At 66.4% G+C, this 20,017-nt stretch carries 19 protein-coding genes; 13 read left to right on the top strand and 6 right to left on the bottom strand.

What is annotated here, in order from left to right; all coding sequences use genetic code 11:
- Positions 1 to 3 precede the first annotated feature (3 nt).
- The 3 genes from THITHI_RS0109000 to THITHI_RS0108990 are packed head-to-tail and all read right to left on the bottom strand — an operon-like array spanning position 4 to position 2,218.
- Entirely contained in the window at positions 4 to 714 is a 711-nt protein-coding gene (locus THITHI_RS0109000; RefSeq protein WP_018232757.1) for a glycosyltransferase family 2 protein, read from the bottom strand.
- Complete coding sequence (locus THITHI_RS0108995; RefSeq protein ID WP_018232756.1) at positions 711 to 1,745, bottom strand: hypothetical protein; 1,035 nt, start codon at positions 1,743 to 1,745, stop codon at positions 711 to 713. The genes THITHI_RS0109000 and THITHI_RS0108995 overlap by 4 nt, the downstream gene beginning before the upstream one ends.
- Before the next feature lie 17 nt (positions 1,746 to 1,762).
- Complete coding sequence (locus tag THITHI_RS0108990) at positions 1,763 to 2,218, bottom strand: PqqD family protein (protein ID WP_018232755.1); 456 nt, start codon at positions 2,216 to 2,218, stop codon at positions 1,763 to 1,765.
- A gap of 397 nt (positions 2,219 to 2,615) precedes the next feature.
- On the opposite strand from THITHI_RS0108990, the gene THITHI_RS18735 reads away from it, so the two are divergent.
- The 8 genes from THITHI_RS18735 to THITHI_RS0108945 all read left to right on the top strand — a co-directional run bounded on the left by THITHI_RS18735 (position 2,616) and on the right by THITHI_RS0108945 (position 11,165).
- A complete protein-coding gene (locus THITHI_RS18735; protein ID WP_018232754.1) occupies positions 2,616 to 3,590 on the top strand; it encodes a glycosyltransferase family A protein in 975 nt (324 codons plus the stop codon).
- Between the two features lie 106 nt (positions 3,591 to 3,696).
- Positions 3,697 to 4,632, top strand: coding sequence for a glycosyltransferase family 2 protein (locus THITHI_RS0108980; RefSeq protein WP_198005595.1), 936 nt, complete (start codon positions 3,697 to 3,699; stop codon positions 4,630 to 4,632).
- 630 nt (positions 4,633 to 5,262) lie between these two features.
- Complete coding sequence (locus THITHI_RS20580; protein WP_018232752.1) at positions 5,263 to 5,436, top strand: hypothetical protein; 174 nt, start codon at positions 5,263 to 5,265, stop codon at positions 5,434 to 5,436.
- Positions 5,437 to 5,513: 77 nt separating this feature from the next.
- Positions 5,514 to 6,494 carry an HEXXH motif domain-containing protein gene (locus tag THITHI_RS0108965; RefSeq protein WP_018232751.1) on the top strand — a complete coding sequence of 327 codons (981 nt, stop codon included), beginning with the start codon at positions 5,514 to 5,516 and terminating at the stop codon, positions 6,492 to 6,494.
- Positions 6,495 to 6,886: 392 nt separating this feature from the next.
- Positions 6,887 to 7,858: a hypothetical protein gene (locus tag THITHI_RS0108960; RefSeq protein ID WP_018232750.1), complete on the top strand. Its 972-nt coding sequence runs from the start codon at positions 6,887 to 6,889 to the stop codon at positions 7,856 to 7,858.
- A 151-nt stretch (positions 7,859 to 8,009) separates the two neighbouring features.
- Positions 8,010 to 9,284, top strand: coding sequence for an MFS transporter (locus THITHI_RS0108955; protein WP_018232749.1), 1,275 nt, complete (start codon positions 8,010 to 8,012; stop codon positions 9,282 to 9,284).
- Positions 9,285 to 9,289: 5 nt separating this feature from the next.
- Positions 9,290 to 10,204, top strand: coding sequence for a hypothetical protein (locus tag THITHI_RS0108950; RefSeq protein ID WP_018232748.1), 915 nt, complete (start codon positions 9,290 to 9,292; stop codon positions 10,202 to 10,204).
- 148 nt (positions 10,205 to 10,352) lie between these two features.
- Positions 10,353 to 11,165 (top strand): sulfite exporter TauE/SafE family protein, encoded by an 813-nt coding sequence (locus THITHI_RS0108945; protein WP_018232747.1) that lies wholly within the window; start codon positions 10,353 to 10,355, stop codon positions 11,163 to 11,165.
- Between the two features lie 72 nt (positions 11,166 to 11,237).
- Here THITHI_RS0108945 and THITHI_RS0108940 read toward each other — a convergent pair whose 3' ends face one another.
- Complete coding sequence (locus THITHI_RS0108940) at positions 11,238 to 11,684, bottom strand: Lrp/AsnC family transcriptional regulator (RefSeq protein WP_018232746.1); 447 nt, start codon at positions 11,682 to 11,684, stop codon at positions 11,238 to 11,240.
- Positions 11,685 to 12,056: 372 nt separating this feature from the next.
- Between THITHI_RS0108940 and THITHI_RS0108935 the strand changes: the two genes are divergently transcribed.
- Genes THITHI_RS0108935 through THITHI_RS0108915 form a run of 5 tightly spaced genes read left to right on the top strand, consistent with a single transcriptional unit; the run spans position 12,057 to position 17,459 of the window.
- Positions 12,057 to 13,142: a TRAP transporter substrate-binding protein gene (locus tag THITHI_RS0108935; RefSeq protein WP_018232745.1), complete on the top strand. Its 1,086-nt coding sequence runs from the start codon at positions 12,057 to 12,059 to the stop codon at positions 13,140 to 13,142.
- 11 nt (positions 13,143 to 13,153) lie between these two features.
- Positions 13,154 to 13,690: a TRAP transporter small permease subunit gene (locus THITHI_RS0108930; protein WP_018232744.1), complete on the top strand. Its 537-nt coding sequence runs from the start codon at positions 13,154 to 13,156 to the stop codon at positions 13,688 to 13,690.
- Positions 13,687 to 15,009, top strand: a complete 1,323-nt coding sequence (locus tag THITHI_RS0108925) for a TRAP transporter large permease (RefSeq protein ID WP_018232743.1) — start codon at positions 13,687 to 13,689, stop codon at positions 15,007 to 15,009. The genes THITHI_RS0108930 and THITHI_RS0108925 overlap by 4 nt, the downstream gene beginning before the upstream one ends.
- Before the next feature lie 33 nt (positions 15,010 to 15,042).
- Positions 15,043 to 16,635: a gamma-glutamyltransferase family protein gene (locus THITHI_RS0108920; protein ID WP_018232742.1), complete on the top strand. Its 1,593-nt coding sequence runs from the start codon at positions 15,043 to 15,045 to the stop codon at positions 16,633 to 16,635.
- The gene (locus tag THITHI_RS0108915) at positions 16,635 to 17,459 is read left to right on the top strand and encodes a sulfite exporter TauE/SafE family protein (RefSeq protein WP_018232741.1); all 825 of its coding nucleotides are present in this window, start codon (positions 16,635 to 16,637) and stop codon (positions 17,457 to 17,459) included. The genes THITHI_RS0108920 and THITHI_RS0108915 overlap by 1 nt, the downstream gene beginning before the upstream one ends.
- 42 nt (positions 17,460 to 17,501) lie before the next feature.
- On the opposite strand, the gene THITHI_RS0108910 is transcribed toward THITHI_RS0108915, so the two are convergent.
- Complete coding sequence (locus tag THITHI_RS0108910) at positions 17,502 to 18,494, bottom strand: alpha-L-glutamate ligase-like protein (protein ID WP_026186203.1); 993 nt, start codon at positions 18,492 to 18,494, stop codon at positions 17,502 to 17,504.
- On the bottom strand, positions 18,491 to 20,011 hold the full coding sequence (locus THITHI_RS0108905) for an inactive transglutaminase family protein (RefSeq protein WP_018232739.1): 1,521 nt from the start codon (positions 20,009 to 20,011) through the stop codon (positions 18,491 to 18,493). Before THITHI_RS0108905 ends, THITHI_RS0108910 begins: the two co-directional genes overlap by 4 nt.
- Positions 20,012 to 20,017 lie beyond the last annotated feature (6 nt).

Below are 20,017 nucleotides of genomic sequence, written 5' to 3'. Positions count from 1 at the left end.
GGCTCAGGATTCCCCGTCTGTTTTGTGTCGGGCAGCGGCCCTTCGTCGTCGCTGGATGGCACGATGCAGTGTGCGCGGTATGCCCAGGGCAACGGCGTCCATCCCGCGCGTCATGTTGCCCGCATGCATACGGTAGTACAGGGTGATCTGCGGGATCCGGTGAACGACCAGTCCCGCTTCGTCTGCCCTGAGAAACCAGTCCTGGTCTTCACTGTATCGCAGGCGTTCGTCCAGCAGGCCCACCTGAGTGAAGGCGCGCCGCCGAATCAGCGTGTTGCCGAAGTTGCGTATGTCACGGCTCGCTTGCCCATGCGGGTCCTCCGCCGCCAACTCGCTTTCGTCGCGGAACCAGCGGGTGCGGCCCGTGACAATATCGACCGCCGGTTCCCCGGCCAGTATCGACAGTTGCATGGTGAGTTTCCCGGTCGGCCAGAGGTCATCCGCATCCAGAAAAGCGATGAACTCCGCGCTTGCGGCCGTCAGTCCCCGGTTGCGGGCAGCCGCAGGGCCGAGATTGCGTTCGTGGCGCAGAATCGTGGCATCGGGGTCCGCCCGGCGCACCCGTGCAACCGTGTCATCCGTGGAGGCGTCGTCGACCACGATCACCTGGGGTGGAGGAACCACCGCCTGCGCATGCACACTCGCGAGCGCCCGCTCGATATGGGCGCTCGCGTTCCAGGCGGGGATGATGACGCTGACCCGTGGTTCCGTCATGGCCGCAGCGCCTGCCGAAGGGCTGACACAACGCCGGGCATCTCGGTGCCGAGTTCCAGACGGTGACAGGGAAGGCGACGCGCCAGCGCCGACAACTGGCGGAAGGCATGGTGCCGGCCTCCGGGCAACTGGAACAGGGTGCTGGGCGCGAGTGCCCGCAATGCCTCTCCGCCGTTCAACCCGGTGATCCGGGTTACGGGGCCACCGGTAACGCGTGGAACGAGCACCGCCCGTATACGCATGGGGTGCGCCATCTGCCGGCCCGGAATGGATGCGATCATCAGGATCGTCTTGTCGCCACCCTGATGGCGCGCATGGGGCCCGAGTTCCGGAAAACGCCCCAGCTGCTGCGGTTCGAGTTTGGCGCTGGCATACAGTGCATGAACCCGGGGCGCCTCGCCCGTCTCCAGCAGCACGTAGTCGTCGCCCGCATAGTCCATGCCGGCCATCAGTGCTGCCAGCGCGGTCGTCGATTTGCCTGACCCCCCGGGGCCGACGATCAGCACGCAGTCGCCGCCCTCGCCGACGGCCGCGGCGTGCATGAACTGCAGTCCGTGTTCCTGTGACCACCAGTGAAGCAGATTGCGCAGTGGGGCGGCCTTCTCCCAATCGGGCAGCTGCAGATCCCTGACCCAGAAAAGCCCCGTGCCCCGTTCCAGGTCGATCATGTTCAAGGCGTCGGTTCCATGCTGGTAGACCGTGCGGAAAGGACCTTCGTTGAATCCCCGGATGTGGCCCTGCGCAAGGATATCGGTGTTGTTCCAGGGCATTGCAGGCATCGGTCTGCCGGGCACCTGGTCGTGCCAGCACCGGATCTCGAAGTCGATCTGCCGCGCGCCTTCGACCCGCAGGTGGTCAATGGCCGGGGTCAATGCTTCCGCGAGGTCGGTGGAAGTGAAGCGCAGTCTGAGTGTCCAGCGGTGGATCCGGTAGTCCCGGTGGACGGACCCGCCCCTCGCCGCATGCCCGTATGCCTCGGAAGCGGCTTGAAAGAACCGGTCCGGCGCCGTGTTCACCAGGCGGGGGGACATGAGGCTGTGCCGGGGGCTCAGTTCCCGACGTCCTCCCGTTCACGCGACGGCCATCCGGATTCGTCCACATCATGAATCGGGTCGAGCAGGAGAAGGTCCTGCATGTCATTGAACCGCTCGAGCCCGCAACCCTGGAAAGGTGCCCGAGCGGCCTGATCGGGTATTCCCTCGTGGGTGCCTTCAGTCATCCCCGGACGGTCACTGACCTCGACCAGTCCTTCGTCAACCAGTTGCTGCAGCAGGGAGAACACCGATGCCTCGATCTCGCCCTGATCGCCTTCATAGGACGCGCCGACCGCTGCCGCAATGCCGGCGCCAGACAGACCCAGATCCAGGGACTGCCAGGCCAGCGCGCTTTCGCGCACCAGGCTGTAGTAGGCGCCGCTCTCCATGTCGATGACGACGACTTCGTCGTCAATGTGTTCATGGACAATACCGGGGGTGCGTACACGATAGCGGTCAGTCGGAGTCATGTGTGCATTCAGTTTGTCGTGGAGGCCGGATTGCGGCCAAGCCTTCCCAGACACGGTCGAGCACGCGCGTCAGGCATTCTCTGGTTCCAAGTGCATGCGAGAACTAGGTAACCGAACGCGTCGAGCTTGTCAATCGCTGTGGCCGCGGCGCGTCGGGCGGCTCCCTGTCCGGGATCCTCCGCGAGCGAGGATCTGCGCGGGCGGATCCTGCCCGATCCGCATTCGATTCGGCCGCCGGCCTGACCGGGGGCCTGCCGGGTCGAGGTGGCGGAAGAGGGGCCTCCCCGTGATCGGCACACGCGGGCGCCGCACACCGGTTGCCCTGGCGGCGATACCCCCATACATTCTCATCACACCACCTTTCATTCCGCCTTCTCGCCAGGGTCATCGGCCGGTCATGACTCAACCCCTCGTCAGCGTCATCACGCCTTGCCACAACGCCGGTTCCTTTGTGTACAGGCTGCTTGATTCCATCCTGGCGCAGAGTTACGGGCGGATCGAGATGATCCTGGTCGATGATGGGTCTTCAGACGATACACAACGGGTGGTTGACCCGTACATACGCAGGTTTGAGGAGAAGGGGTATGCGCTCAAGTATCTGTATCAGTCGCATCAGGGGCAGGCGGCCGCAATAAATACGGGGCTCCAGGTCTTTACGGGTGAGTATCTCACGTGGCCGGATGCCGACGATTTTCTGGCTCCCGAGTCGGTCGAGCGCCGCGTCGCGTACCTGATCGCCAACCCGGTGTGCGGACTGGTGCGCTGCAACGGATACTTCGTGGCTGAGGCGCAGGGGGATATCGTCAGGAGAGGCAGAATCTTCAATGACGAACTGAGGTTCAGGCAACACCTGTTCGATGATCTCCTGTTCGAGAATATCGGTCTCAGCGCGGTCGCCAATATGGTGCGCACGACTGCCTTGCTGGATGCTTATCCGGGAAGAAGGATTCATGAGTCCAGGGCGGGTCAGAATTTTCAGTTGTTGCTGCCTGTGGCCAGCCGCTTCAGGAGCGGGTTCGTGGACGAGGATCTCTGCTACATACTTGAAAGGCCGGGCAGCCACAGCAGGGTTCAGAGGTCATACAAGGAGAAGATTGAGCGACTGGATGATTTCGTTGAGATCATCAGGGCCACGCTGCATCACTGCGATTGCGACGAGAACCATTACAACAACGAGTTCTCATTGCACATGGCGAGAAAGAAGTTTCAGCTCGCACGCAAACACGGAGATTCGGATACCGCAAGACGCGAGGCCGGTACTCTGTTCAGACAGGGCAGGATGGGAATCAGGGACGCGCTGAGATACATGGATATGGAACTGGGCATTCTTGCCAGACGAATGGCACGAATATTCGGCGTTTCGCGAACCTGAGAGGCGGGTGCGTTCAATCCGGCGGATGTCCATTCGCCCCGGCGAAGGCCGGGAGTTGCGCATGCCGCCGCCTGTCTGATCGATCGGGGATATGGATGTGCCGCAGATGAAAGAAAGCCGGTCCAGAGTCCTGGATACGCGTATCGGGTGCGAGGTGGAGAAGGACCCGCACGTGTCCGTGGTTGTGATTTCGGTCGATTCGCAACCGTGCATCGTCAGTGCGGTGGAGTCCATTCTGAAACAGGGCGGACATGCCGAGGTGATCGTGGTCAACACCGGCGCGGGAAGTGTGGGGCCCTTGCTTCGGGGCTGCCTGGATCGAATCATTCTGGTGGAATCGCCGGGGAGGTGCCTGCCGGGCGGTGCGCGCAACATCGGCATACTTCACGCAACCGGTCCGGTGATCGCTTTCCTGGCGGCGGATTGCATGGCGACGCCCGACTGGCTTCGTCACCGCCTGAATCTGCATCATCGGGGGCATTGCATGGTGGCGTCATCGCTTCGGCCGGCTGCCGATGAGAGCGGACGGATATCGCTGGTCAGCTGGGCGGCTTATTGTCTGATCCATGCACGCCGTATGCCCGAGATTCCCGAAGACGGTGCCAGCCGGCACGGGGTTTCCTACTGCAGGACGGCCTTTGAGAGGCATGGCCTGTTCAGGGAGGATCTGCGAGTCGCGGAGGACTCCCTGTTCAACAGGAGGGCAGCGGCCACATGTGGTCGTCCGGTCTGGGCTCCGCAGATCATGTCGCTGCACAGGTATCCAGGGAGGATGCTTCCGGCGCTGGCGGACCAGTTCCGGCGTGCCCGCAGGGATGCCTGGCGCGTGCGCGTCGACGTCCGCCGTTCTCCGCTCAGGCTGCTCCGCGTGTATTTGTCGTCAGCGTTCAGGGCGTCCACGAACATTGTGAAGTTCGCCTCCGGCGAGGAACGCGTTGCGATGAGAAAGGCGCTGCTGTTGATGCCTTTCCTGTTGCTGAGCGCATACATCGGTTGCCTTTCCATATACGTGTCCGGTCGCGGGGGCCAGGGGCCCTCCTGATGGGGTCCGCGAGGATGGGCGCCAACCGGATGGGGATCTCAGGAAGGCGCTTGATCGGCCCGTCCCGGTGATCTTCGCCTGCCGATGATCCGGATCCGGTTCGGACGTTTCGTTCCCGGCCCGGCCGGGGGACGGGTGGCCGACTCGACCGGCGAGGGTCGTGAAAGGCGGGCTTGCATCGCCTGGGCCGGTTTGGTAATAACGACCGGCAGGGCAGGCCTGCCTGAAACCCGTGAGGAGAGACCCATGAATCATCCCGCAGTCAAGCTCGATACCACCAGATTGCTCGGCTTCCGCCTTCACGGGGCGTGCGCCGTGCGTGACAAGGGCAGGAAGGGCACCTCCGGGGAGCACGAGATTACTGTCAAACTTGGAAGCAAGATAGGCGGGAAGCCGGGCGTCAAATTCTAGCCTGGTGCGCAGATCGAGCCGGCGCGTGCCCATGCCGGATGCCCTTCCGGGCGCTTCCTGGTTCTTGCCCGGATTCCCGTGGCCATATCGTGCCATGTGGTTCGGATCTGCCGCACAGAGGGGTGGCGCAGTTCCATGGTCTGCCGCCTTGCAATGCCTGGGCCGCTTTGATATGAACAACCGGCAGGGTGGACCTGTATGAATCCGAGGATAGGACTGATGAATCATCCCCAAGTCAAGCTCGACACTGCCAGGTTGCTCGGCTTCCGTCTCCAGGGCGCGTTTACCGTGCGTGACAACGGCGTGAAGCGCGGCTCCAGGGGAGGCGACATCACCGTGAAGCTGGGCAGCAAGATCGGGAATGGGAAGGTCGGCGTCAAGCCCGGGCGGTAGAAGGGCTGAGCACCGTAACTTTCGGGGCGCCTCTTGGGGCGCCTTTTGCCTTGTTCTGACCCCATTGGAGCCGGTCGTTGTCGATCCATTTCGATTTCCAGCCTGATCCGGCGCGCGCCCGCGCGCTGGATCGCCGCATGTATGTGGAGCTGGGGCGCAGTCTGCGGCATGTCTCGGAGCAATGCCTTGGCCGCTACCCCTTCGACGCCCGGGCGATGGACGCACTCTGTATCGCGCTCGAGTCGGGCACACGGTATCCTGCCACCACCTTTGCCCGCTACTACGATCTGGTGGTCGCGCTCCTGAGCGATGATCTCGCTGCGGCGGCCGGACATCACACGCGGCTTGCCGAAGAACAGCCGTTGCCGGAGGGCCAGCATGCGGGGCCGCTGGATGAATCGGAACGCAGTGAATGCTACCGTCTTCGCATGAGTGCGGACATGGGGCCGGACCTGACCGTAAATGTTCCGCAGGCCGGCGTCGGTGCCGCTTTCACGCAACGATTCGAGCAGGGCATGGCGCTGCTTCGCCAGGGCGCGCCGTCGCTGGCCGCCGAGGTGGAGGCCATCGTGCACGAGGTGGTGGGCGTGGCCGGCGGGCCGGATGACGTCGGCGAGTTCCATGGCGGGTCGCACTTCCAGCTCTGGGGCGCGCTGTTCCTGAATGCCGCCCTGCATGAAACCCGGATCGCCATGGCGGAGGTGATCGCGCACGAGAGTGCCCACAGCCTGCTCTTTTCCTTCTGTACGGAGGAGGCGCTGGTGCTGAACGACGACGCGGAGATCTATCCCTCGCCGCTGCGCGCCGATCTCCGCCCCATGGACGGCATCTATCACGCAACGTTCGTATCCGCGCGGATGCACTGGGCCATGCAGCAGTTGCTCGAATCCGGCGTGCTGACCGGGGAGGAGATCCGGGAGGCGAAGGCGGCGGCGGCAACCGACAGGGAGAACTTCGAGGCGGGATATCGGGTGGTGGCGGAGCACGGCCGGCTCACACGTCACGGTCACCTGTTGATGCAGGGTGCACGGGAGTACATGGATGCCGTGGGTGCATGATCGTCCTGTGCGTCCACGCGCGCGTAATCATGCGTCGGCCGCTAAGCGAATGTCAGGATCCGCTCCACGCGCAAGGGGCTGCCATATTGCGTTTTTCGGGGCGGTTTGATATGAACAATCGGGCAGCAGAGAGCTGTATACCCCAAGGGAGAACGTCATGCACCGTCAAGTGATCAGACTCGACACCGCCAGACTGCTCGGCTTCCGTCTCGAGCGGTCTGCCCCCATCGGCTCGAAGATCGGCGAACCCAAGCCACCGCCCACTGTCCGGGCACCGACTGCCCGGAAGTAAGGGTGTTGCCGGGTACGCCCTCCGGGCCTCCGGCAGGTGACGGACCCCGATCCGGCATGGTCCGGATCGGGGTTCCTGCAAGGAGCCGGGCCGCGACCCGATGATCATTCTCTTTACCACCCGAATACACTGCCGGACCCACCGGCCGCTGGAACGGTCCGGCGCCTTCGATTTTCGGGTCATGTCCTATGAACGACTGTTCCGCGCGCGCAGCCTGCCCCGGGCGACGTACATCTTCTCCGATCTCGACCGGCTGCATTTCTGGGATCTGGAATGCGCGGGGCGCATCCACCGCCAGCTCGGTGAATTCGGCGCCCGTGTGCTGAACGATCCGGGCCGCTTCCGTTCCCGTTTTCAGTTGTTGCGGCGGCTGCACGCCCGGGGTTTCAACGATTTCAACGTCTGGTCCGTGGATGAATCGCCCCCGGCGTCGGCTTATCCGGTGTTTCTGCGTACGGACTCCGCCCACCGCGGGCCGTTGACGGACCTGCTGACGACTCCCGAGGAACTCCGGGTCGCAATCGATGCGCAGATCGCCCGCGCTGTGCCCGTACGGGAACTGATGATCGTCCAGTACGCGGCCGAGCCGGTGCGCGAGAACCTCTATCGCAAACTGGCCGTATACCGGGTGGGCGGGCGGATGGTGCCCGCCCTGTGCGCGCACCAGGGTCACTGGAAGGCCAAGTTCGGGGAGTCGGGGATTGCCGGTGGCGCACTTTATGACGACGAGTACCGCATCGTCTCGGAGAATGCCTTCGGCGAGGCGATACGCCCCGCGTTCGACCTCGGCGCCATTGAGTACGGGCGTGCGGATTTCGGACTGTTCCAGGGGCGGCCCCAGGTCTACGAAATCAACACCAACCCGATGATCCGCAATCTGAAGACCCACCCGTTTCCGGTGCGGCTCAGGGCTTCCGACGTGGCCATATCCGCGCTGGTGGATGCGTTCTCGCGCATCGATGGCCCTGCCTCCGGATCACGCTGCCGGCTCGCGGATCACAGATCGATCAGGGACCGGCTGCGTGACCTCTACTGCTCAGGGCGCTGGCGCCGGGTCCCGCAAAGCCCCTGAGTCCCCGGAGAACACCTGCCTTGAGCAGGGCCCTTCCGCCCGCTCCCGGTGCGGGATTGTGACGATCCTCCAGCAATCCCTTAACATGACGGATTGATCGCCCGGCCGCTCCCGGAGCCTGCCGGGCCCGTTCACCCGATTGGAGCGTTCCATGGCATTCGCCACATCGGCGCTGATCGCGCCGTTCCCCGGCGGGGAGCGAAAGACCGTCGGCCTGGTGTCGACGGCGCATGCTTTCAGCCACTTTTACATGCTGGTGCTGCCGCCGGTATTTCCGCTGCTGCACGGCGAACTGGGCCTGAGCTACGCCGCGCTCGGGCTGCTGCTGTCGGTCTACGCCGCCGTCACCGGCCTGATGCAGGTGCCCATGGGCATGCTGGTGGACCGTGTCGGCGGGCGTGCCATCCTGGCGCTGGGGCTGATGCTCAACGGGGCGGCGATCCTGCTGGTGGGGCTGGTGCCCAGCTACTGGGCCATGGTCGGTTTCATGGTCATGGCGGGTGCGGGGAACGCGGTGTTCCATCCGGCCGACTACGCCATCCTGTCCGCCCGGGTGGGCGACGGGCGGGTCGGCCGGGCGTTCAGCATGCACCTGTTCGCAGGATACATCGGCTGGATGCTGGCGCCGCCCGCGGTGCTCGTGCTGACCATGCTCGCGGGCTGGCGCGTGGCGCTGGTGGTGCTCGGGGGGCTTGGCATCGCCTATGCGGCCCTGCTGGTCACGCAGCGCGACAGCCTCTGCGACGAGGACGAACGGCGCGAGGCCCGGGTGGACGCAGCGCGGCGAAGGGCCAATGGAGACAGGACGGGGATTGCCCTGCTCATGACGCCGGTGATCGCCGCGTTGTTCCTCTTCTACGTCATCATCGCCCTGGCGGGAAACGGCATCAAGAGTTTCTCCGTGGTGGCCCTTGTGGACCTCCATGGGGTGAGTCTCACGAGCGCCAACATGGCGTTGACCGCCTACTTCGTGGCCGCCGCCACGGGTACGCTGCTTGGCGGCTGGGTGGCGGATCGCGTGGTGCGCCATGAACTGGCGACCGCGGCCGCCTTCCTGCTTTCCGCCGCCTTCGTCGTTCCGCTCGGCTTCAGCGGGCTGTCCCTGTCGGGCGTGTTCCTGCTGATGGTGCTGGCCGGTTTCTTCATCGCGGTGGCGGCGCCGCTGCGCGACGTGATGGTGCGTCAGGCCGCGCCCAAGGGCAGCGTCGGTACGGCGTTCGGCATCGTCACCACAGGCTTCAGCGTGGGGTTCGCCATTGCCCCTGTACTTCTGGGCTGGGTGGTGGACCGGGGGCATCCCGCGCTGGTGTTCTGGGCCATCGCCGCCTTTACACTGCTCGGTGTGTTCACCCTGGCCGGGGTGAGGGCGGTGCGTGTGACGGCGCACAGGGCCGATGGGCAGGGCGCCGGGCAATCTTCGCCCTGAGCCATATGCGAGCCTGGATTTCGGGTGCCCTGCTTGCGGTGTTGACGGTGTGGTCTGCCGCATCCGCGGCCACGGAACCCCGTCAGCTCTATGTGCAGCCCCCGGTCATGGCGCAGGTGGCGGAGGGGCTCACGGAGGCTTCCTCATCGGCCCGCGCGGATTTCGCGGGCCTGGTCGTGGAAGCGCTCATCGAGGTTTATGCGGAGGAACTGGAACATTCGGGGCTGGAGCGCGCGCGTGGTGCGGGCCGGGAACGCAGGCTGGTGCGCTGGCGGCAGGCCATGGAGATGGAGCTTGCGCGCCTGCACCGCTTTCGCCAGGCGCTGGTGACGACTGGAGACGTCCTGGTGGAAGTGGATCGCCAGGGTCAGGTGCTTCTCATGGTGGGGGGCTCCCCGCTGCTGGTGAGCTGGCCGCGGGTGGCCGGGCAGGCTGACCGGGAGATGGATCTGGTGCAACGCTACTGCACCCTGCATGCCTGCCCCGCGTTGGGCGAAGCGGGCGCATCACGCGGCATTGCGCGAGCCGGGGATGTGGGCGGCGCGTGGAGCATGTCGCAGATGCACGGGCCGGGCTGGGAGTCCGAAGGCGGTGTACGTTGCGCCTTCGCGGACCTTCGCGATCGCGCGTCCCGGGAGGAGCGCTGCCGGGCGCTGGCTGCAGACCTCGAGTCCCTGTCGGGAGTGCTCGCACAGGTGGTGCGCGAAGGCGGACGCATCGAGTGGCGGATGTTGCGTGTGGAGGATGACCCGGGCGATGGTATGCAGCGTTTAATCGTGAATGAGCGGGGCGATTACCTGCGGCTGCCCCTTCGGGCGCTGTCGGTCGAGCCCGTGAACTGGCCGGCCGCACTGCGCTGGCTGGAGCGGCGCGCCACCGGTGTGCGTTCTGCGGAGACGGTGTTGTCGACCCGGTTCTGAGGTCGGACGAAGGTATTATCCAGGGTATTTCGGGAGAGACATGATGCCAGGCTGGGATGATGATTTCGGGTGCCATGCAGGGGGGCCCGGAGACGATGACATGCGGGTGAGGGCGCAGGTCCTCTCCGGACCGGAGCAGAGATAGATCATGGACGGGAACTGGATCATCTGGGTGCCGGCGCTGCTGGCCTGCGGTTCTCTGGCGGGATTTCTGGGGGGGCTGCTCGGTGTGGGCGGTGGCATCGTCATCGTACCCGTGCTCTACCATCTGTACAGCCTGAGCGGTCTGCCCCTGGATATGACCATGCCCCTGGCCGTGGGGACCTCCCTCGCGGCCATTGTCATGATATCGGCGATTTCTGCCAGGGCCCATTACCTGCGCGGTAGCGTGGACCGGGACGTATTGAGGCTCTGGACGCCGGCCGGTCTCGTCGGCGTGCTGATCGGGACCTGGCTGGGTGGAGCGGTGATGTCGGGCATGGTGCTCAAGATCGTGTTCGGTGCCGTGCTGATCGTGGTGGCCCTGCACATGCTGGTGACGGCCCGCAGCAAGCCCGTGGTGAGCGACGGGCTGCCGGGGCAGCGCTCCCAGCAGGGCCTGTCATTCGGGGTGGGCGGGCTTGCCTCCATGCTGGGTATCGGCGGCGGCACCCTGTCCGTACCCATTCTCAATCTGTTCTCCTATCCCATCCATCGCGCCGTGGGCACCTCGGCCGCATTCGGGTTGTTCATCAGCGTGCCGGCCGCGGTCGGCTATGTCGTCGCCGGTTGGGGGGTTGACGGGCTGCCGACCTATTCTTCCGGTTATCTGAACTGGTTCTCCCTTGTGCTGCTGGTCCCGACGTCCATGCTGTTTGTGCCGCTGGGTGCCCGCCTGTGCCACCGACTGGCCGTGGCCCGTCTGCGCCAGGCCTTCGCGGTATTCATCCTGCTGGTGGGTCTGGAGATGGCCTTCCTCTGAAACGCCTGCCCAGACCGGTCAGCCGGCTCCCTCCGGACCCGCGTGGAGCTGCACTCGGAATGCCGGTCGTGATCACAGCCGGGGCCCGCCGCGCCGGTTCTTGACCCGGCTGAGCAGGGTCTGACTTTCCACGCTCGTCACCTGCGCCTGAGAGTAGACGTGCCGGCGCACGAACTCGTGCAGGCGTTCGTGCGAATCGGTGAGCGTGTGCACGTGCAGGCTTCTCATGTCGCTCATCACGTAAAGGCTGGCCACTTCGGGAAGCTCCGCCAGGTGGGCGGCGACCGCCTCGACACCCTGTGGGGCGACCTTGATGTCCAGGTAGGCCGAGACGCTCTTGCCGAGCTTCTCCGGATTGATGACGGCGGTAAACTGCTCGATGACGCCCGCCTCCTGAAGCACCTGCACCCGGTCCCTCACATGCGCGCGTGTCACGCCCAGGCGGCGGGCGATCTCGGCGAAGGACATGCGCCCGTCGCGGATAAGCAGACTCACGATGTCGGTATCCAGCTTATTCATGCAGGTCTGATCTCCTCGTCCGCCACATGCACCGATTCGGGGCGCTCCGGCACCGCAGGGGGGCGAACTGAACATGTGAGGCGCGGGGCGCCCCCATGCGCGTCGCTTGTACGGCGTACCCCGGGCGACCGCTGACAATCGATTCAAGAAACAGGCCATCGCCTACAAACGTCGGGACCGCTCGCGGGACGCGCCTTCTTTGTGTGCAGCCGGCCTCGTGGCCTCTCGTGGCTCGGGCGGCGAAAAATCCCTGCGGAATCAGCAGCGAAAGGCGGGTCCGCAGGGTCTGGCATGGGTGTTGCTCATTGGATGGACGTGGCCGCGAATGTAAAGCGCGGGCGATGCAACCAACAAAGCAACGGGAGTCGATCCATGTCCATCACGCGACGCAGTTTCCTCAAGGCCGGAGCGGCCGCAGGTGCCCTGGCGGCGCCCGCCATCATCTGTGCCGACGACAAGCGCAGCTTCCGCTGGCGCATGACCAATGCCTACCCGGCGGGTGCGCCCTTCTACAGCACCGGCCCGGGCAGCGCCACGGACTTCTGCAGGATGGTGGAGGCCATGTCCGGCGGGCGCCTGCGCATCCGGCACTACGCCGCCGGCGAACTGATCCCGGCCCTGGAGGGCTTTGACGCGGTGTCCCAGGGCACCGTGGAGATGAACTGGGCCAACTCCTATTTCTGGGCCGGCAAGTCCTTCGCCGCCCAGTACTTCACCACCGTGCCCTTCGGCATGAACTTCCAGGGGCACAGCGCCTGGCTCTACTTCGGCGGCGGCCAGGAGCTGTGGGACGAGGTGTACGCGCCCTTCAACCTCAAGGCCCTGCCCTGCGGCAACACCGGCGTGCAGATGACCGGCTGGTTCAAGCGGCCGGTGGACAAGCTCGAGGACTTCGACGGCCTGCGCATGCGCATCCCCGGGCTCGCCGGGCGCGTGTACGAACAGCTGGGGGTGGCCACCCGTCTGTTGCCCGGCGGTGAGATCTTCCCGGCGCTGGAGCGCGGCAACATCGACGCCGCCGAGTTCGTGGGCCCCTACCAGGATCGCCGCATGGGCCTGCACCGGGCCGCGAGGTACTACTACACCACCGGCTGGCACGAGCCGGCCACCACCTCCGAACTGCTCATCAACAAAGCGGCCTGGGAGTCGCTGCCCGAGGACCTGCAGGAGATCGTCCGCTCGGCGGCGGCCACCTGCAATGCGCTCAGCCACACCTGGTCGGAGGCGGTCAACGCCGAGGCCCTGGATGACCTGGTGAAGAACCACGGGACGGAGCTGCGCGCCCTGTCTCCGGAGATCGTCGCGCGCCTGCGTGAGGTCACCGCCGAGACGCTGGCCGCCGCGGCGGAGGCCGACCCCATGGTGAAGAAGGTGCACGAGAGCTACATGGCCTTCAAGGGCAGGCACGACGGCTGGCAGCGCATCTCCGAGACGATCCTGCAGACGGATCTGGCCTGAGGCGCGCAGCCATGACGATCGCAACGATTGCCCGGGGCATGGACGCTCTCGTCATGCGGATCGGTCGGGTGAGCGCCTGGCTCACCCTGATCCTGGTGTTGCTGGTGGCCGCCAATGTCCTGGCCCGCTACTTCCTGCACATGAGTTCCATCGCCACCCAGGAACTGGAATGGCACCTGCTGGCCGTGATCGCGATGCTCGGTTCGGTCTACACCCTGCAGCAGGGTGAGCACGTGCGCGTGGACATCTTGTACCAGCGCTACGGCGAGGTCGTGCGGCGCTGGTTCGACCTGGCCGTGGCGCTGCTGCTGGTGGTGCCGCTCGGCGTGTGGCTGGCCATGCTGTCCTGGGACTACGTGCTGTACGCCTACAACATCGGCGAGCGCTCCCCGGAGGCGGGCGGCCTGCCGTACCGGTTCCTGCTCAAGGCGGTGATCCCGCTCGGCTTCGCGCTGATCGCCCTGCAGGGCGTCTCCATGGCTCTGTCGGCGGCTGCGTCGCTGCTGGGCGCGCGCAGCCCTGTCCCCGTCCGTGCGTACGCCACATGAGCCCGGAAACCATCGCCCTGATCATGGTGGCCTGCCTGTTCGTGATGATCCTGGCGGGCATCCCCGTGGCGCTCGCCATCGCCGGCGCGGGACTGGTGTTCGGCTACATCGGCTTCGGCGAGACCCTGTTCAGCCTGCTGCCCGCGCGGGTCTTCGGGGTGATCACCAACTACACGCTGCTCGCCATCCCCCTGTTCGTGTTCATGGGCGTGCTGCTGGAGAAATCGCGCCTTGCGGAGGATACCCTCTCGGCCCTTGGCCATCTGGCGGGCAACCGGCCCGGCGGCATGGCGCTCGCCATCGTGCTGGTGGGCGTGCTCATGGGCGCGTCCACGGGCATCGTCGGCGCCACCGTGGTGACCATGGGGCTCATCACGCTGGGCAAGCTGCTGGAGCGCGGTTACCGCTCCTCGCTTGCCTGCGGCACCATCTGCGCCTCGGGGACGCTCGGGCAGATCATCCCGCCGAGCCTGGTGCTGATCCTGCTCTCGGACATCATGGGCGAGTCGGTGGGCGCACTGTTCGCCGCCGCCGTGATGCCGTCCTTGCTGCTCGCGGCCCTGTACGCCGTCTACATCATCGCCATCGGCCGCTTCCTGCCCCACTGGGCCCCGCCAGTGCCCCAGGCCGAGCGTGACGCGCTCAGCCGGCGGCAGTTGCTGCTGCGGGTGCTGAAGAGTGCCGTGCCGCCGCTCGCGCTGATTGCGGTGGTGCTCGGTTCCATCATCAGCGGGCTCGCCGCCCCCACGGAGGCGGCGGCCATGGGCGCGCTGGGTGCGCTTCTTATCACCGTCCTGGGCCGCAAGATGAACGGCCGGGTGCTCGGCGAGACCGTGCGCGACACGCTCAAGATCACCGGCATGATCATGTTCGTGCTCATTGCCGCGCAGATCTTTGCGCTCAGCTTCCGGGGGCTCGACGGCGAGTACCTGATCGAAGGCGTGTTCGACATGCTGCCGGGCGGCATGTGGGGCGCGCTCATCTTCACCATGGCGGCGATCTTCATCCTGGGCTTCTTCCTGGAATGGATCGAGATCTCCTACATCGTCCTGCCCCTGATGCTGCCCGTGTTCATCGCCCTGCAGGTGGACATGATCTGGTTCGCCATGCTGGTCACCCTCAACCTGCAGGCGTCCTTCCTGACGCCGCCCTTCGGCTGGGCGCTGTTCTTTCTCAAGGGCGTGGCCCCGCCCCAGGTGTCCACCCGGGAGATCTATGCAGGCGCGCTGCCGTTCATCGGCATCCAGCTTCTGGGGCTCGTGCTGGTGATGGCCTTTCCCGCCATCGCCACCTGGCTGCCCAGGAACCTCGGCTGGTAATGTCGCAGCGAAGATACGACGAGGAGTGACGCCATGTTGAATTCCGTACGCGGCTGCCGGGGGATGGTGGTCGCCCCCCACGCGCTTGCGGCCCAGGCAGGGCTTGCCGTGCTGCGCGAGGGCGGCAACGCGGCCGAGGCCTCGGTGGCGGTGGCCGCCGCGCTCGCCGTGGTCTATCCGCACATGAGCGGCATCGGCGGCGACGCCTTCTGGCTGTGCCGCGCGCCCGGGGAGACACCCCGCGCCATCACCGGTGTCGGGCGCACCCCCGCCGATCTCACGGCGGCGCGCCACCGTGAGGCCGGCCACGCGCACATACCGGTGCGGGGACCCTGGGCCGCCAACACCGTGGCGGGCGCCGTCTCCGCCTGGGGGGCCGTGCTCGACACGGCCCGCGACTGGGGCGGCCGCATGCCCCTGGACCGCCTGCTGGCCGATGCCGTTCACCTGGCCCGGGAGGGGCAGCCGGTGACCGCCAGCCAGTGCCGCACCACGGCAGCCAGGCGGGAGGAACTCGCATCGCAACCCGGCTTCGCGCAGGTGTTCCTGGACGCGGGCGATGTGCCCGTCGAGGGGAGCAGGCAGCGCTTGGCGGCGCTCGCCGCGACGCTCGCGCGCGTCGCCGAGGCGGGCTGCGAGGATTTCTACCGGGGCGACCTGGCGCGCGTGCTGGCGGCGGACCTGGAAGCGGCGGGCAGCCCCGTGGGGCTCGCCGATCTGCAGGCGCATCGTGTGGTGACGACGCCCGCGCTCACTGCGCGCTTCGCGGGTGCGCGCCTCTACAACACGCCGCCCCCGTCCCAGGGGCTCGCCTCGCTCATGATCCTGGCCCTCTACGAGCGCATCGGCGGGCTCCGGGTCACCGAGTCGGGCGTGGATCACATCCATCTGCTGGTGGAGGCCACCAAGCGCGCCTTCGCCGTGCGCGACCGTTTCATCCGCGACCCCATGGACATGACCGCTCCGCCCGCCGCCTGGCTTGCCGCCGATGCGCTCGATGGCGAGGCGGCGGCCATCGATCCCCTGCGTGCCGCGCCCTGGGGGGCGGGCGAGACCGGCGACACCACCTGGTTCGGCGTGATCGACGGGGCGGGGCGCATGGTCTCCGCCATCCAGAGCCTCTACCACGAGTTCGGCAGCGGCGTGGTGCTCGGCCGTTCAGGCATCTGCTGGCAGAACCGGGGCACGAGCTTCACCCTGGACGAGGGCTCGCCGCGCAGCCTCCTGCCGGGGCGTCAGCCCTTCCACACCCTCAACCCGGCCATGGCGGAACTGGCCGACGGACGCTGGCTCGTGTACGGCACCATGGGCGGGGACGGTCAGCCCCAGACGCAGGCCGCGGTGTTCACCCGCATCGCCGTGCATGGCCTGTCACCCCAGGCCGCCATCACCGCGCCCCGCTGGCTGCTTGGCCGCACATGGGGTTCGCATTCCACCAGTCTCAAGCTGGAATCGCGCTTCGACCCGGCGGTGATCGCCGGCCTGCACTCCCGGGGTCATGAAGTGGACACCGTGGAGCCCTACAGCGAGATCATGGGCCACGCGGGCGCGCTGCTGCTCGATCCGGCCGGCGTGATGAGCGGCGGCGCGGATCCGCGCAGCGACGGACTGGTGGCGGCCTTCTGATGGTCCCGATCCCGGACGGGAACTGGATCATTCTGGCGCCGGTGCTGCTGGCCTGCGGCATGGTCGCGGGTCTGCTGGCGGGTCTGCTGGGCGTCGGCGGCGGCATCGTGATCGTGCCCATCCTCTACCATGTGTTCACGGCTGACGGCCTGCCCCTGGACGTGACCATGCCGCTGGCGGTGGGTACCTCGCTTGCCTCCATCGTGCTCACCTCCGTGATGTCGGCAAGCGCACATCACCGTCGCGGCACCGTGGACGGGGCGCTGCTGAGATCCTGGGCGCCGGGCATCCTCGCGGGCGTCGTCGTCGGTACATGGCTCGGCGGCGCCGTGGTTTCCGGCGCGCTGCTCAAGGCACTGTTTGGCGTCCTGCTGGTTGCGGTCTCCGCGCACATGCTGCTCACCGCCCGAAACAAACCGACAGTGAGCGATGGCCTGCCCGGCAGGTACACCCAACGCGGCATCTCCTTCGGTATCGGCAGCCTGGCGGCGATGCTCGGGATCGGCGGCGGCACGCTGGCGGTGCCCGCGCTCAATCTCTTCGCCTTCCCCATCCATCGGGCGGTGGGCACATCGGCGGTGTTCGGATTCTTCATCAGCGTGCCCGCCGCCGCCGGCTACGTGATCGCGGGATGGGGTTCTCCCAGTCTGCCGGCCTTCTCCACCGGCTATGTGAACTGGCTGGCCTTCGCGTTACTGGTGCCGGCCACCATGCTCTTCGCACCTCTCGGCGTGCGCCTCTGCCACCGGCTAGACGTGACCCGGCTGCGCCAGGTGTTCGCGGTGTTCATCCTGCTGGTGGGACTCGAGATGGCCTTGTTCTGAAGCGGCGGCGTCCGGACCCGCCGGAAGCTGCCCGCACCGGGCTCAGTCCCGTGTGGCCGGCCCGGCGCCGGGGTTTACGGCAAATCGCGCTTGTGTCCAGGCGGCGCGGGACTGCGCGTCCTCCCTGCGCTCCAGCGTGTCCAGCCGTTCGTCCACAGCCTCTGTGCGATGCAGCAGACCTTCATGGTTGGCGATCTGTATCGCCAGCCCCGGGCGGGCATTGAGTTCCAGGATCAGGGGGCCGCGATCCCGGTCGAGCACTACGTCCACCCCCAGGTAGCCGAGGCCGGCAAGGTCGTGGCAGCGGGCCGCCAGTTCCAGCAGCCTGGCCCAGCCGGGGATCGGGATGCCGGCGATGGGTGCACCGGTGTCCGGGTGGCGCTCCACCGGCTGGCTGCGCCATACGCCATAGAGGGTCTTGCCGGTGCCCATGTCGATCCCGGCGCCCACCGCGCCCTGGTGCAGGTTGGCCTTGCCGTCCGCCTCGCGGGTGGGCAGGCGCACCATGGCCATGACCGGGTAACCCCGGTAAACCACGGTGCGGATGTCGGGCACCCCCTGGAAGCTCACCTGTTCGAACATGGGGTCGAACTTCACCCGGGACTCCACCATGGCCTTGTCGGGCTGCCCGCCCAGGCTGTACATGCCGCTCAGGATGTTGGCCACATGATGGGCGATGCCATCCCGGTCCACGAGCTTGCCGTTGGCGCGCCGGTGGTGATGGCCCATGCGCCCGGTGATCACCAGGATGCCGTCGCCGCCAGCGCCATGGGCGGGCTTGATGACGAAATCCTCGTGATCCCCGATCATCCCGCCGAGGCGCCTGACCTGCTGCTGGGTTTCTATCACCCCGTAGAGTTCCGGCACGGCGATGCCCGCCTCCAGGGCCAGGCGTTTTGTCTGCAGCTTGTCGTCCACCAGGGGGTAATTGCAGCGGTCGTTGTACGCGGCGATCAAGGCACCGTTGCGGGCATTCAGGCCGAGCACCCCCCGGCTGCGCAGTTCTCCCGGTGTGATGAACCAGCGTCCCATCATTCCTTCAATGCGCGAAAGCGCACGAGCTCCGTGAGCCGGTAGCCGGTATAGCGCCCGACCAGCAGCGTCAGCGCCAGTACGACGAGAAGCAGTTCCGGGAACACGAAGATCAGGTGCTCCAGGTTGCGGTTGATCATGAACAGGTAGCTGGCCGCGGCAACGGCAAGACTGCCGAGCCCCTGATAGATGGCGTCCTGCGGGCCGTGTTCCTCCCAGACGATGGACATGCGTTCGATGGTCATGGCCAGGATCACGATGGGGAACAGGGCGAGTGAAAGGCCCTGCTCGATGCCCAGGTTGTGGCTCAGGATGCTGATCAGGGCCATGAGCATGATGACCACGATCACCACGGCCGCGAGCCGTGGCACCAGCAGGAGCTTGAGGTGTTCCAGGTAGAAGCGGATGGCCAGCCCCAGGGATACGATCAGGGTGAACAGGACGATGCCGCCGACCAGCCGGGTCTCGCGAAAGGAGAGGGCGATCAGCACGGGCATGAAGGTGCCGAAGGTCTGGATGCCCACCATGTTTCGCAGCAGCACGATGATCAACGCGCCCACCGGCACCATGAGCAGCACCCGGTACATGTTCTGGGTCTGCACCGGCAGGCCGAACAGCGAGAAGTCCACGATGCGCGAGTCCATGATCTGGGCCCGTTGCTCGGCCACGTCGATGGCGTCGTGGATGTTGCGGGTCACGGAGAAGCTGATCTCGGGGCGTTCGGCGCGGTCCACCTGAAGGGGTTCCATGTCCCCGCGCCACCAGACCAGGAAATTGGGCGGATAACCGGGGGTGCCGTCCCGGGGATTCACCGGCACCCATTCCCGGGTGTTGTGCACCTCCAGCCAGGCCTGTGGACCGGCCTCCCGGGTCCAGTCGGTGAGGGTGATGCCGTGCACCATGCGTGTCGGGATGCGCGCACCCGCCAGCAGGTCGATGACGGTGCGCACCCTGTCGGTTTCCGAGGCATCCCGGTCGATGAACAGCGCGGCATTCTCGCCCGGGTTGTGTGCATTGAGGTCATTGACCAGCACCGAAGCGAAGCTGGTGATGTCCGCGGAGCGCTCGCGTACGCTCTCCAGCAATGCCATGGCCGCGGAATGGTAGGGTTCGCCGTAATCGGGGACCGACACCGGACCCGGGTAGGGGGCGTCATCCCCGTTGCTGCCCGGGTGTTCGTAGACCGTGGCACGGTAGTAGATGACCTGCCGGCCGCTGGGCGTGCGGGTGGTCCAGCGGGCCTCCCGGTTCTCCCCCTGCTGGGTGGTGGTCAGACCGTAGCCCCGGGAGACGAAGTTCTCGTCCAGGATGCCGTAGCCCGGCGGGTCGTCTGGCAGCATCAGCCGTGCCGTCACCGCGCCGCCGCTGGGCTCGAAGGCGACCCGCGCCTCCACGATCCAGTTGTCCACGGTTTGTGCGGGCTGGAGCGGGAATCCGAGAACGCTGACCTTGTAGCCGACCATGACCAGGCTGGTCGCCAGCAGGCCGAGTACCAGCAGGGTCAGATGCAGGCGCCTCATGTGCCG

The organism is Thioalkalivibrio thiocyanodenitrificans ARhD 1, from assembly GCF_000378965.1.
GTDB lineage: Bacteria > Pseudomonadota > Gammaproteobacteria > Ectothiorhodospirales > Ectothiorhodospiraceae > Thioalkalivibrio_A > Thioalkalivibrio_A thiocyanodenitrificans.
The sequence above is the reverse complement of the archived record's forward strand: the minus strand, read 5'-3'. Positions and strand labels throughout refer to the sequence as shown.